The sequence below is a fragment of the Cytobacillus eiseniae genome, from assembly GCF_017874625.1.
Lineage (GTDB): Bacteria > Bacillota > Bacilli > Bacillales > Cytobacillaceae > Cytobacillus > Cytobacillus eiseniae.
In genome coordinates this window covers 33,121-46,221 of sequence record NZ_JAGIKZ010000003.1, presented here as the reverse complement: position 1 = coordinate 46,221, position 13,101 = coordinate 33,121, and the positions used below count along the sequence as shown (strand labels likewise).

Here is a 13,101-nt window from a genome sequence, read left to right as displayed (position 1 = left end):
ATAATATATCGTGGTTTGGAGGCATGATACACTTCCATACGATCCAAGTATCCTTCTGTTATAAGCAAGGACATACAAAAAGCCTAGTGAAAGTCAGTGACAAAACTAGGCTTTTAAAAGCTATCTTTTTGTGGGATTCTAACATGTATTAAGGTTCCTTGATTTAAGTTTGTTTCAATGATGGCTTCGCCCCCTAATCCCTCAGCTCTTTCTCTTATACTGAAAAGGCCGATTCCCTTCATCTGATTTCCCTTAACAAACTCAGGCTCAAACCCAACTCCGTTATCTTGAATTATTATGATCCCTTCCACCATATTAATATCTATGAAAATGCAGAAGATTTAAGAGAATTAGTAAATAAGTTTAAATTATAGAATAAAAAAGGCTAATAACAATGTGAAATTCAAGCATATTAGGTAAATTTCTATGCTACGCGCCCCCAATTAACAGCTCGATAGGAACACATAATCATAAAAACTAGGATAATTATCCTAGTCTTCTTTTATTCTCTTTAATTTATTCCCCTCCTTTTGAAGTTCCTTTCTTTGCCTCACATGCTTTTATGTCATTTGCATTTTGAATATTTTATTAAATATAAGGAAAGTTAACTATATACATGAGGCAAAGGGAGGAATTTGAAGTGATTCGAATTAGACGTCTTCCTTTAAAGAAGAAACCTAAAAAGCAAAAAGCACAACAACAGACATCTTCACAGGAAATCCCTTTATCAAAAAAGCTTACAGAAAATATTCATTTATTTTCCTCTTTATATCAAGATAGTTCGGATGTGATATTTCGTTCTTTTGTTGTTGGGAAAATCGATGCCACCATCATTTATATAGAAGGTTTAAGTGATACTCATAAGCTTGACGAACAAGTGCTTGATACATTATTAAAAAACGAGTTCAAGGAAATAGATTTTCTTATTTCTATAAAAAATCGATTGCCAATTTCAAATATAGAAACAATATCTACGTTCTCTGAATGTGTCAATGCCATTTCAGCTGGAAACCCAGTTTTGCTTTTAGATGGGTTTGAAGAGGCTTTATCTCTAGGCTTAGTGAAATTTGAAAAGCGCTCAATCGAGGAGCCCCAAGCTGAAACCTCCATTAGAGGACCGAGAGAAGGTTTTACTGAATCTTTGGGTGTGAATACATCTTTATTAAGGCGGATTATAAAAGACCCAGCATTGAAAATGAAAGCTGTTCATGTCGGCAAATATACGAAAACCAAGGTTATGATCGCATATATAGAGGGGTTAATAGATAGAACTCTAATTGAGGAAATCGAAAACCGTCTTAATCGCATTCATATTGATGGTGTATTAGAAAGTGGGTACATTGAACAATTCATAGAGGATAGTCCTTATTCCCCATTTCCGCAGTTATTATATACAGAGCGTCCAGATGTGGCTAGTGCTAATTTACTGGAGGGAAGAGCGATTTTAATCATTGAAGGGACACCCTTTTCCTTGATTGCTCCCGTGAGTTTTTTTAGTCTTTTTCAATCCCAAGAGGACTATTATGAGCGGTTTTGGATTGGAACCTTCATCCGGTCTCTTCGTTTTCTTTTTGTAGTAATATCCTTATTCCTTCCTTCTATATATGTTGCCATTACAACATTTCATCAGGAAATGGTTCCAACAGACCTCCTGCTAAGTATCGCTTCCTCCAGAGAAGGTGTCCCATTCCCTGCCATTGTAGAGGCGATCATGATGGAAATTGCCTTTGAAGCCTTGCGGGAGGCTGGAATACGTCTTCCAAAACAGGTTGGTTCAGCTGTCAGTATCGTTGGGGCTCTCGTTATTGGACAAGCAGCTGTTCAGGCAGGGATTGTTTCTGCACCTATGATTATCGTAGTGAGTATTACAGGGATTGCTTCATTCATGGCGCCTCGCTATTCAATCGGTCTTTCCATCCGATTGTTAAGGTTTCCTATCATTTTCCTTGCAGGCTTCTTAGGATTAATCGGTGTGATGCTTGCGTTAATTATGATTATTATCCATTTATCAACACTAAGATCATTTGGGGTTCCTTACTTAAGTCCAATATCCACTTTACAAAAACCTTCGATGAAAGATACACTCATTCGTTCCCCATTATGGAAGATGAACTTACGTCCCCATTTAACAGGGGAATTTAATGCCGTTAGACAAGGAACAAACTTAAAACCTGTCCCTAAGAATGGCGATGAATAAAGTGAGATTGGCGGTGAAATGACCATGATAGAAAAGGGGCAAATATCAAGCCTTCAAATAGAATTTATGATGGTTCCGACCATTATTGCTACGGGCATCCTTTCCATCCCATCCATCGCTGGAAAGTATGCTCAGCACGACATGTGGATGACACCAATAGTAGGCTCTTTAATCGGTTTTATCACTGTATATATTACCTGGAAGCTCTATCAATTGTATCCGAAGTTAACCCCGATCCAATATAGCGAAATAATCCTTGGAAAAGCAGTCGGAAAGATATTTAGTCTTTTTCTTGTTTCATTTTATATTCATAATACAGGGTTAATAATCAGACAGTATACTGATTTTATTACTGGTAATGTAATGTTTGAAACTCCCGGTGTATTTTTTTCTATCAGTATCATGTTTGTCAGCGCCTTAGCGGTGCGTGGGGGAATTGAGGTAATTGCAAGAACCGCTGTTATTTGCACAACCCTATATCTGATTACGTCTTTATCTCTTCTTTTATTAATTAAGGATATTGATGTTACCTATATGCTCCCCATTTTTGAGAACGGATTGCTTCCTGTAATTAAGGGGGGATTTGTACATACTGCATGGTTTAGTGAGTTTTTTCTTTTATCATTTTTATTTCCTTTTGTTAATAGCAAAAACACAGGTTTGAAGTCGGGGATGAAAGCCTCACTTTACGTTATGCTTATTCTATTATATGTTAACTTTTTTGTACTTACCCTATTAGCGGATTCATCTGCCAATCAATTTTATCCTGTATACTCGATCGTCGGTGCCATTAGTGTATTGGGATTTTTCGAGAACTTTGAAGCCATCATTACAGCTTCTTGGATTCTCGGTAATTATGTTAAAGTGTCCGTTTTTTTATATGTAGCCAGCTTGGGCCTTGCACAGCTATTGAGACTTTCCGATTATCGGAGTATTGTGTTTCCCTTAAGTCTGCTTTTGATCTTCTTTAGTTACTGGGACATCCCTAATATCGTGATTTTAGCAGATTATATGACAAAAATTCAGCCTTTTTATTTCGTTTTTGTTCAGACGATTCTCCCTCTATTCTTGCTACTAATTGCTTTAGCACGTTTGAAAAGGAGTGAAAGCAGTTGAAGAAAAGCCTTCTTTTCCTCATGTGCTTTTGTTTTATGCCAACTCTTACTGGTTGCATGGATCGGGTAGAAATGAAGGATCTTGCCATTATTATGGCGGCAGGTATAGACCGTTTGGAGGATGGGCAAATAAGAATCTCCGTCCAGATATTTATTCCTCGTGCAATTACAAGCGGAGAAACAGGAGAAGACCTAAGCCAAGGCCCCATTTTTGTTCGCGAAGGAATAGGAGATAATCTAGCAAATGCTGTTTCGATGTTACAAACGAATGTACCAAGAAGACTGTTTTGGGGCCAGTGTAAAATATATATTTTTGGTAATGAACTTGCTAAAGGCGGGATACGAAAAGAAATAGACTATTTGACTCGTCATCCGGGTCCACGGGGAAAGTCCTTTCTATACGTAAGTGAAGGAAAGGCTAGGGGAATTTTGACATTAGTTCCGCCCCTTGAAAGATTTTCAGGGACAGCACTAAGAAAATTAACAGAGGATGAATATGGAACGAAGACAACATTAAAAGATGTTGATATGGGCTTAATGGGGGAAAGTGAAAGTGTGTCTATTCCCTATATAAAAAAGCTGGAATCAAAGGAGAGTGCACGAAAATCACATGAAACCATACCTGTTATTGATGGGACAGCTATTTTTAAAAAAGATAGAATGGTCGGAACATTAAACATAAAAGAAACTCGCGGTTTGCTGTGGTTAAAGGATAAGGTAAAAAGAAGCACAATATCTATTAAGGCTGATGATGCAGATGGAGAAATTACGTTAACCCCGACGTTAGGAAAGGTCAAATTTATACCCGAAATTACTGAAGGTCACTGGATTATGAATCTAAACATAAATATTGAGGGAGATATTGTTCAAAATGAAACACATTTAAATTTAATGAATGAAGTGGTCCTGATGAAAGTTAAGAAAAAATACGAAGTAGCTTTAAAGGAAAGAGTAACCGGTACAGTAGAGAAGCTCCAACAGGAATACGCGGCAGATGTCGTCAATTTCGCAAGGAGATTTCATCAAAAATATCCAAAGGAATGGAGGAAAGTAGAGGATAGATGGGATGAGAAGTTCCAAGAGGTAAAATTCAAAATCAATGTTAATGCGACAATAAGGAGACCTGGCTATATCGGTCCACCGGCAGCTCTTCCAAAAGATGAGGTGATAGAATAATGCAATGGAATTGGACTACTGTATTTGTAGTACAAGTGTTTGTTTGGTTGATTGTATTATTCGAGCGGAAGCATCTCAGCAATAGCCCAAAAGCTGACAAAATCACATTTGCTGCCCTCCTGTTTATAGCTTCTTTCATGTCTTTTTTTAACCTTGAAATTTTACCAGGACCTCTCACTCTTCTTGATTACATTTTCGGTCCCTTTGAGAGAATGATGGAGTAAATAACCTACATCAACTTCATGTAAGTCCTACCTTGTTTAATTATGTTGGCATACTTCAGATAAAAGAACGAACATGAAACATATCACTATACCTTTTATAGGATTGTTTGTTTAATAAAGTGCTTTAGGATAATGAAAAATCGACTCTATTGAATAAAAACTGAAATATCATCAAAAAGTAAATATGATTCAAGCTAAGTATCGATTTAGAGACTTAATAAAAACGTGGGGACGTTCGTCACGCTTCTTGCAGGTCATATACTAAAAAGTAGATTGCTTATATGAAATAAATTTGTATTTTTTTCCAGAAGGTAAAGGTTTTCAATGAAGATCATTCTTATCAAGTAAATCAATAATTTTTATTAGTAAAACTGATATAAACGACAACATTAGTATAAGACAAATTCCAAGTGAGAATACTCTTGTCCGATCATCAAGAAAATAAGTGAAAGCCAGAAGTAATAAAACAAATATAACTGACATTGATATAAGAAATGAAATATATTTCCCATGGCTACCCCATTGTTACTGATATCTTCATTATAGCAACTTTCCGATCCATCAGGTGCGCGCAAAAGAAATCGTTCGAATCCTTCAAGCATTACAATCCAGCGGAATGTGCCCAATGGATTGGAGTCTAGGCGATAAGGTTATTGAGGAATAAAGTTATAGAAGCTAGCAGATAATGCTGGCTTTTTTATATACTTGTGTTTCTGAATTTTTGACAAAAACCAAGTGACCCCTTTTGGTTTATTAATTATTTATCTCCTATTTTAGCAAAACACTTTTAAGTTGCAGGGATTGTACTTCTGATTCTTGAAATGATAGTTGATACTACCGGAATAGTCCCGAGCATTAATTTAAAAAGGAGTGAATGGACATGTATAAAAAGATATATCTTTTCTTCATAATTGGTTTTCTGTTACTTATTATAGGCTGTGATCCATCTGCTAAAACGGTCAATGATTTATATGAACAAACACCAAGTACAAACCTAGAAAATGAAAATTTAAATGGGATTAAGATCGGAGCTACCGAGGATAAAATAATAGATGTTTTTGGTCTGCCACAAAAAACGGAAGAAGTTGGTAACCCTAAAGTTAAGCATTTAATTTATAAAAATGAAGAAGTAGTTTTTATGCTCGACGCGAAAGATAAATTAGTAAAATATTTTATTGCTAAACAACCAGAAATACAAACATCAAAAAATATCAGTACAGGAGACAATAAGACCGATGTCATTAATAGTTATGGAAATAATTTTTATGAGAGAGAAGAAGGCGGAACGAAACTAATTGGATATATTGACAAGAAAAATAATTTATACATAGAATTTGGCTTATCGGAGGAGAAAATACTACTATTTATTATAGTAAAACAGTACGAATAAAAACAATTCATTTTATGATTGCTGTAACAGCGAGGATACAATCCTACTTGGTATAGCGATTCTTATTGATACTTAATTTGTAATTATAATCTCTAGAACATCATAAATTTCCTTTATGATTTTTTGAAATTATGGTCATCATCTCTCCTCCATTAAAAGTTTGTTTAATATCTGGACTTTATACACATTTAAAGATATCTAGAAATATAGGAGGCATACTAAAATGAAAGATTGGGAGGCTGCATATATCGCAGGAATAATAGACGGTGAAGGATCAATTACTTTATCAAGAATGCATAAAAGCGAGCATCGAAGACCATGTGTTACAATTTCTTCAACAGATTTAGAACTCTTAAATTATATCCAAACTTTAACTGGCGGAACCATAATCAATAAAAAGAATTATAAACCAGAAAAGCACAAAAATTCCTATACATTGAATATAAAAACGAAAGGAAGTGTTATGGCATTATTAGCACATATTACACCATATTTAAGAATTTCTAATAAAAGAGAGCGAGCATTATGGATACTCGAAAACTATGACAAAGTAACGCCAAGAAATGGGAAATACAGTTCGGAAATGTTAAAGAAAAAATTACAATTTGAGGATTTCTTTTTCAAATTGTGACGAACAAATAAAAAACCACCAAATATGTATTTGGTGGAGACGGTGGGACGTGCACTTCCATGCTTTCGTCATGGCACTGACTATATCTTAGACCTGTAAGTTTCCAGGCCCTTCGGCGTATTATGCGAAATGTATATTTACCTTTGAAGGCAGGATTTCGCATCCTAGTACTACCCACTATTGTGGCAGCCTATAAGTCGATACACGGCTGTTGGATTGCTCCACATACCGCTCGGCATTGCCTTACCACGTATTATACGTGACTTAGGTTTCACCGATAAAGCCGAATTTTCACTTATGTGTTGCCACATAAGGCGACTAATTACTAATCGAACCCACGTCCAGAAACATCGGCACTTAAGCTTCTACGAGTGTAGTCGACATATTCGTATTTCGCTGAACCCTTCTGCCTATCGACAGGCTTCCAGTCAGCTAGTCTGGTTGTTCTCTTCCTTCTTCCTCAGACGGTGGAATCCGGCGTAGCCCACTCAGAGTGAGTCCGTTACCCTACCACATGGGCAATGGAGGGACGAACCGCTAAGCGCTATTAAGCAGCTAAAGCGAAGTTGTTTTGTTGTTTGCCAGTTATAGGCTTTGACGTTTTAACGAGGCCGATCCCCTCGACTCGCAACCTAAGCTCGAACTATCCCTGTCGAATCCGTAGCGTCCCCATTATAGAAATGCGCAAGGCGCCCGATTATCGGCGACAAGCATAAGACGAGCCGGCATGAAGGTTGTTCTTTAACCTTCTTGGCGGATTGGCTTATGACCTCGAGCCGATGGTGCCTGGAGCTGGACAACTAAGAAAAATCGGCGGCGAATCTCGGCGTCAACGATGGTCGTCAGTATCCTCACGTACAAACTACGTACGTTCCGGTACTTCCTCAATCGTTTCCTTGACCTTCTTGCCGCTTTTTTTCCAATGATGTTGTAACGTAGCAAAGAATTAAATAAAAATCCTGCACGCAGACGATATCCGGAATGCTCAAGTAGCTGAGCTAAAGATTGTGTCACTCTCTGTGACAAGTCTTATTATATCACATCTAATGACAAATTCAATTGTAAGCTTTTGGAATTACATTTTCTGTCTTTCTCGGAAAGCTCGTTCTACTTCACGCTTGGCTTCTTTCTTCTTCAAATCCTCACGCTTATCGTATTTCTTTTTCCCTTTTGCGAGACCGAGCAGAATCTTTGCATAACCATTTTTTAAATACAGCTTTAATGGAACAAGGGAATAACCGATTTCCTTTGTTTCTCCAATTAGTTTACTAATTTCTTTATTATGGAGAAGCAGCTTTCTTTCACGGAGCGGATCATGATTGTAACGGTTTCCTTGTTCATATGGGCTGACATGCATCCCGATTACGAAAACTTCACCTTTATCAATCCTCGCATAAGACTCCTTCAGATTCACTTTGCCTTGGCGAATGGATTTGATCTCTGTACCTTGTAGAACAATTCCCGCTTCATATGTTTCTTCTATTGTAAAGTCATGATAGGCTTTTTTGTTTTGTGCAATTGTTTTTCCAAAGCCCTTTGGCATCGCAATTCCCCCTCACTTCATCTTTTTCTGCCAGGTCATTGGGGGCTGACAGATCAAATAAAGTTAACAAACGTTTTCTATATTGTACCAAAAATTTAGTTGCTGCTCAATGTAGAGCGAGCGCCCATTCCTGCGGGAGCAGGTCTATCCACTTCCCGCAGGGCGCTTCAGCTCATTTATCGTTTCTTATTTTTTCGCTTGGCCTTAGGCGCATTTTCGTAATGCTTTTTTGTTTTTCTCGGCTTCTTGCTATTTCCTGATTCTGTTCGACTCTTGCCACTGCTTTCTTGATCAGACTTATTTCTTCGTGGCTTGCGTTCGCTGCTGCCTGTACGAAAAATCTTTGGACGCTCATTCGTCTCTTGTCTGCGCTTTCCTTTCATCCCGACAATTTCAAAGTCAATGGAGCGTTCTTCCTTATTCACATTCACTACCCGAACGGTAATCTCATCGCCAATACGGAAAATATTGCCTGTTCGTTCCCCAATCATGGCTAAATGGCGCTCATCGTAGCGATAATAGTCATCGGTCATATAGCTTACATGGATGAGTCCTTCAATCGTATTCGGAAGCTCAACAAACATGCCAAAATTCGTGACAGAGCTAATGATTCCATCATATTCCTCGCCAATCTTGTCTTCCATGTATTCCGCTTTTTTCAACTCATCGGTTTCTCTTTCTGCCTCAACTGCTCTACGTTCCATATTGGAAGAATGCTGGGCAATATCCGGGAGCAGGGCATTCCACTTTTCTCTTGTTGCTGGATCAAGCTTGCCCTCAATTAAGTATGTACGAATCAAACGGTGTACAATTAAATCCGGGTAGCGGCGAATTGGTGAAGTGAAATGCGTATAGAATTCTGTTGACAATCCAAAGTGCCCTAAGCTTTCTGGATCATATTTCGCTTGCTGCATTGAACGAAGCATAACCGTAGAAACGACCATTTCCTCTGGTTTGCCTTGCACTTCTTCAATAATTTCCTGTAATGCACGCGGGTGAACAGAATTAGCTGTTCCTCTGACAATGTAGCCAAAATTAATAATGAACTCAAAGAATCTTCTGAGCTTATCTTCTTTTGGGTCTTCATGAATTCGATAGATGAACGGAACATCCATCCAATGGAAATGCTCAGCCACTGTTTCATTGGCACAAAGCATAAATTCTTCAATTAACTTCTCTGCAACCGAACGCTCTCTGATCACTACATCATTCGGCTTGCCTTCTTCATCGACAATTACTTTTGCCTCTTTGAAATCAAAATCTATCGCCCCACGCTTCATTCGCTTCGTGCGTAAGATTTGCGCAAGCTCCTCCATTAACTGGAACATCGGAACGATTGGCTCATATCGCTTGATCAGTTCTTCATCTTGTTCCTCTAAAATTTTATTCACATCAGAATACGTCATTCTTTCTGTTGTTTTAATGACACTTTGGAAAATCTCATGTGAAACGACTTCTCCACCAGGCGCAATTTCCATTTCACATGATAATGTTAAGCGATCCACCTGTGGGTTCAATGAACAAATGCCATTAGACAAGCGATGTGGAATCATCGGAATCACACGATCGACTAAGTAAATACTTGTCCCACGCTCTTCTGCTTCACGATCAATCGCTGAATCCTCTGTCACATAATGGGTTACATCTGCAATATGTACGCCTAGCTTAAAGTTGCCATTCTCAAGCTTCGTTACTGTAACAGCATCATCCAAATCCTTCGCATCTGCCCCGTCTATTGTAACGATTGTTTGATCTCTTAAATCTCTGCGATTATCTAGGTCACTTGGATCAATCGTTTCAGGCGTGTTTGTTGCCTGCTCAAGCACCTCATCTGGGAACTCCATCGGAAGGCCATGCTTATGAATGACCGAGAGAATATCCACACCTGGGTCATTTTTATGCCCAAGAATTTGAATGACTTCTCCTTCTGCACTTTTTCTTCCTTCTGGATAAGTCGTTAATTTTACAACAACCTTATGTCCTTCCACAGCTCCAAGCGATACAGCCTTCGGAATAAAAATATCACTCGTAAACTTTTTATCATCTGGCAGCACAAAGCCAAAATGCTTGCTTTCCGTATACGTTCCAACGATCTGCGTAATTCCACGCTCAAGAACACGAACAATCGTCCCTTCTCTTCTTTGTCCAGAAGTCTCCGAATTGACTCGTGCCAGCACGATATCTCCATGCATCGCATTATTCGTTTCATTTGGTGGGATAAAAATATCATCCATCCCAGGTTCATCTGGAATCACAAAAGCAAAGCCTTTTGCATGACCCGTCAGTTTTCCTCGGACAAGACTCATTTTTTCAGGGAGACCGTAGCGATTGCTCCTTGTGCGGACAACTAGGCCTTTTTCTTCCATCTTCACAAGCGCTTTGACGAATTCTTTAAAATCCGATGAATCCTCAATGCCAAATGCGGCTTCCATTTCCTGTACGGTTAGTGGCTTATAGGCCTCATCCTTCATATAGTACAGGAGCTTTTCGATAATTTGTTGAATATTTTCCATTCAATCGTCCTCCTTTTCCTTTATTCTTCCCAATTTAACTTTTCTAAAAACTGATAGACATCTTCATGAAGCTGATCACGTTCTTTATCAAGTGTAATCACATGTCCCGATTCCTCAAACCATTTAATTTCCTTCAGATCGGATTCTACTTCATTATAAATAATGTTCGCACTTTCGGTATTAATCATATGATCCTCACGTGCTTGAACAACAAATGTCGGTGAATAAATCATATCGACATGATTGCGAACATCCGCAATTAGCGCTTGGAGTGCCTTTAGTGTATTCATTGGTGTTTTCTGAAAGTCAATCATCTCTTGTTCGATTTGATCCCCTGTCTTTCCTTCTAATCTCTTGTATTCACGGGCATACTGCAAAATCCCCTCATACATAACTTCCTCACTTTTAATATGCATCGGTGCACACATAGGAATGATTCCCTTAACAGGTACAGTGTAACCTAATTTCAAGGAAAATACGCCACCTAAGGAAAGGCCTGCCACAGCAATCTCGGTATGGCCTTTCTGTTGCAAGAATTCATACCCTTCCATTACATCTTTCCACCAGTCTTCCGGCCCCGTATGGACAAGTTCTTCTGGTGGAACCCCATGCCCTTTGTATTGTGGTGCATGGCATGTATAGCCTTTTCCCTCAAGAAAGCGCCCCATCATTCGCACATCTGCTGTATTGCCTGTAAATCCGTGAAGGAGCAGCACAGCTCTCTTTTCCTTTCCGAAAGTAAATGGTTTTGGTGTAACAATTTTCATCTATTCCATACCCCTTTATGTAAAATTCGCATCATCAAACGGTTGTTTCATCTCCATCCTATTTTTAGCATACAGCCTAGTGATAATCCTCAGAATACTAGCCCATACGAAAAAAACCTGACCTATTGTAGGCCAGGTATTTTTTATATTGCAAAATAAGATACGCCAATGGTAAGTAAAAAGAAAAGTACAGCTAGTACAATTGTGACGCGGTGAAGAATTAAATCTAATCCTCGTGCCTTTTGTTTTCCAAAAAGCTGTTCCGCTCCCCCAGAAATGGCACCGGAAAGACCAGCACTTTTACCTGATTGTAGGAGTACAACGACAATAAGGCCAACAGATACAATAACCAATAATGTAATTAATAGTGCATGCATAAAAAGCCACCTCCTAAAACGAACCTTTTACAGTATTTCTAATTTTAGCATGTTTGTGTTTTATTGGCAATAGAATTCAGACTATAGGAGGAGTTTTCAAGTTCAGAGAGAAATTCAATTAGGAAAGGAGTGATTAATTTGATGGTTAAGAAGTTTATAAAACATAGCAGCATTTATAAATTAGAGGCATTATTGAGACGCTTACGTATGGATCATCCAAAATATGAGGAGATAAAGGAGGATTTCAGAAAAAAGCTTGCTGGTTACACTGGAGAACGGGCCATATCCTATTATTTAGATTTCCTACCTGATAAAGATGTTTATATCTTCCATCATCTTCGGCTACCTAGTGGAAAACATTATTTCCAAATTGATTATCTCGTCCTCAGCCGCCGCCTTGCCTTTATCCTCGAATGCAAAAATTTCTACGGTACTCTGTTTCTTGAAGATTCATTTCAACAGCTTATTCGCACAACCAATGAGAAAGAAGAAGGCTTTCAAAATCCCCTCTCACAAGCTAAATGGCATCAGCAGCAATTACACGTTTTTCTACAAAACCACGGCTATTCCCAACTTCCGATTGAATACTTAGTCGCCTTCAGCAATCCCTCCACTATTTTAAAATCCAATAGTAGAAATCAATCCATTTTAAAAAGAGTCGTTCACGGCTACAATCTGCTAGAACGTATGAAATCGTTTGAAAAAGCGCATCAAAATGAGGTGATTGACATAAAAGGTGTGCGAAAACTCTCTAATCTACTTATGAAAAATCATAAACCTGAAGAAATGAATATCCTGAAAAAATATGGTCTATCTAAAACGGATATTTTAACAGGTGTTCAATGCCTAAATTGCCATAAATTAGGGATGATCCGTTTCAATAGAAGATGGCTTTGTGAAAAATGTGGGTGTTTTGATAGACTTGCACACGTGGAAGCAGTAAAAGATTACTTTCTGCTGATGAATTCAACTATGACTAATCAGCAATTCCGAGAGTTCGTTCATTTATCATCCATCGATATGGCTTCTAAACTGCTCATAAGAATGAATCTTCCCCATTCTGGCACGAATAAAGGCCGAGTATACTATCCACCAACTGAATTTAATTGAGTTATTTGCCGTTAGTGCGCTTTTATTGGACATGATTGCCGATTTATTCGCCGTTCCA

The 13,101-nt window shown here is 38.3% G+C and carries 11 protein-coding genes and 1 other RNA gene; 6 read left to right on the top strand and 6 right to left on the bottom strand.

From position 1 onward, the window contains the following. Nucleotides 1–113: 113 nt before the first annotated feature. Nucleotides 114–314, bottom strand: a complete 201-nt coding sequence (locus tag J2Z40_RS20140; RefSeq protein WP_066397580.1) for a sensor histidine kinase — start codon at nt 312–314, stop codon at nt 114–116. 302 nt (nt 315–616) lie between these two features. On the opposite strand from J2Z40_RS20140, the gene J2Z40_RS04420 reads away from it, so the two are divergent. The 5 genes from J2Z40_RS04420 to J2Z40_RS04400 all read left to right on the top strand — a co-directional run bounded on the left by J2Z40_RS04420 (nt 617) and on the right by J2Z40_RS04400 (nt 6,733). Next, nucleotides 617–2,197 carry a spore germination protein gene (locus J2Z40_RS04420; RefSeq protein WP_066397582.1) on the top strand — a complete coding sequence of 527 codons (1,581 nt, stop codon included), beginning with the start codon at nt 617–619 and terminating at the stop codon, nt 2,195–2,197. A gap of 18 nt (nt 2,198–2,215) precedes the next feature. Next, the gene (locus J2Z40_RS04415; protein WP_083953959.1) at nt 2,216–3,313 is read left to right on the top strand and encodes a GerAB/ArcD/ProY family transporter; all 1,098 of its coding nucleotides are present in this window, start codon (nt 2,216–2,218) and stop codon (nt 3,311–3,313) included. Beyond that, the gene (locus tag J2Z40_RS04410) at nt 3,310–4,488 is read left to right on the top strand and encodes a Ger(x)C family spore germination protein (protein WP_083953960.1); all 1,179 of its coding nucleotides are present in this window, start codon (nt 3,310–3,312) and stop codon (nt 4,486–4,488) included. The genes J2Z40_RS04415 and J2Z40_RS04410 overlap by 4 nt, the downstream gene beginning before the upstream one ends. Before the next feature lie 1,104 nt (nt 4,489–5,592). Then, nucleotides 5,593–6,102: a hypothetical protein gene (locus J2Z40_RS04405; RefSeq protein WP_066397586.1), complete on the top strand. Its 510-nt coding sequence runs from the start codon at nt 5,593–5,595 to the stop codon at nt 6,100–6,102. 223 nt (nt 6,103–6,325) lie between these two features. Next, entirely contained in the window at nt 6,326–6,733 is a 408-nt protein-coding gene (locus tag J2Z40_RS04400) for an LAGLIDADG family homing endonuclease (RefSeq protein WP_066397591.1), read from the top strand. A gap of 326 nt (nt 6,734–7,059) precedes the next feature. Here J2Z40_RS04400 and ssrA read toward each other — a convergent pair. The 5 genes from ssrA to secG all read right to left on the bottom strand — a co-directional run bounded on the left by ssrA (nt 7,060) and on the right by secG (nt 11,933). Next, nucleotides 7,060–7,396, bottom strand: a transfer-messenger RNA (tmRNA) gene (ssrA, locus tag J2Z40_RS04395). 412 nt (nt 7,397–7,808) lie between these two features. Then, a complete protein-coding gene (gene smpB, locus J2Z40_RS04390) occupies nt 7,809–8,276 on the bottom strand; it encodes an SsrA-binding protein SmpB (protein ID WP_066397593.1) in 468 nt (155 codons plus the stop codon). A 176-nt stretch (nt 8,277–8,452) separates the two neighbouring features. Then, nucleotides 8,453–10,789 (bottom strand): ribonuclease R, encoded by a 2,337-nt coding sequence (gene rnr, locus J2Z40_RS04385; RefSeq protein ID WP_066397595.1) that lies wholly within the window; start codon nt 10,787–10,789, stop codon nt 8,453–8,455. A 20-nt stretch (nt 10,790–10,809) separates the two neighbouring features. Next, nucleotides 10,810–11,556, bottom strand: coding sequence for an alpha/beta hydrolase (locus J2Z40_RS04380; RefSeq protein WP_066397598.1), 747 nt, complete (start codon nt 11,554–11,556; stop codon nt 10,810–10,812). A gap of 143 nt (nt 11,557–11,699) precedes the next feature. Then, nucleotides 11,700–11,933, bottom strand: a complete 234-nt coding sequence (secG, locus tag J2Z40_RS04375; protein ID WP_066397601.1) for a preprotein translocase subunit SecG — start codon at nt 11,931–11,933, stop codon at nt 11,700–11,702. A 141-nt stretch (nt 11,934–12,074) separates the two neighbouring features. Between secG and J2Z40_RS04370 the strand changes: the two genes are divergently transcribed. Continuing rightward, nucleotides 12,075–13,043, top strand: coding sequence for a nuclease-related domain-containing protein (locus J2Z40_RS04370; RefSeq protein WP_066397603.1), 969 nt, complete (start codon nt 12,075–12,077; stop codon nt 13,041–13,043). Nucleotides 13,044–13,101 lie beyond the last annotated feature (58 nt).

Excerpts from the sequence above, each read along its gene's own strand:
- J2Z40_RS20140 (WP_066397580.1), bottom strand. The coding sequence starts at position 314 with ATGGTGGAAGGGATCATAATAATTCAAGATAACGGAGTTGGGTTTGAG.
- J2Z40_RS04420 (WP_066397582.1), top strand. The coding sequence starts at position 617 with ATGAGGCAAAGGGAGGAATTTGAAGTGATTCGAATTAGACGTCTTCCT.
- J2Z40_RS04415 (WP_083953959.1), top strand. The coding sequence starts at position 2,216 with ATGACCATGATAGAAAAGGGGCAAATATCAAGCCTTCAAATAGAATTT.
- J2Z40_RS04405 (WP_066397586.1), top strand. The coding sequence starts at position 5,593 with ATGTATAAAAAGATATATCTTTTCTTCATAATTGGTTTTCTGTTACTT.
- J2Z40_RS04400 (WP_066397591.1), top strand. The coding sequence starts at position 6,326 with ATGAAAGATTGGGAGGCTGCATATATCGCAGGAATAATAGACGGTGAA.
- smpB (WP_066397593.1), bottom strand. The coding sequence starts at position 8,276 with ATGCCAAAGGGCTTTGGAAAAACAATTGCACAAAACAAAAAAGCCTAT.
- rnr (WP_066397595.1), bottom strand. The coding sequence starts at position 10,789 with ATGGAAAATATTCAACAAATTATCGAAAAGCTCCTGTACTATATGAAG.
- J2Z40_RS04380 (WP_066397598.1), bottom strand. The coding sequence starts at position 11,556 with ATGAAAATTGTTACACCAAAACCATTTACTTTCGGAAAGGAAAAGAGA.
- secG (WP_066397601.1), bottom strand. The coding sequence starts at position 11,933 with ATGCATGCACTATTAATTACATTATTGGTTATTGTATCTGTTGGCCTT.
- J2Z40_RS04370 (WP_066397603.1), top strand. The coding sequence starts at position 12,075 with ATGGTTAAGAAGTTTATAAAACATAGCAGCATTTATAAATTAGAGGCA.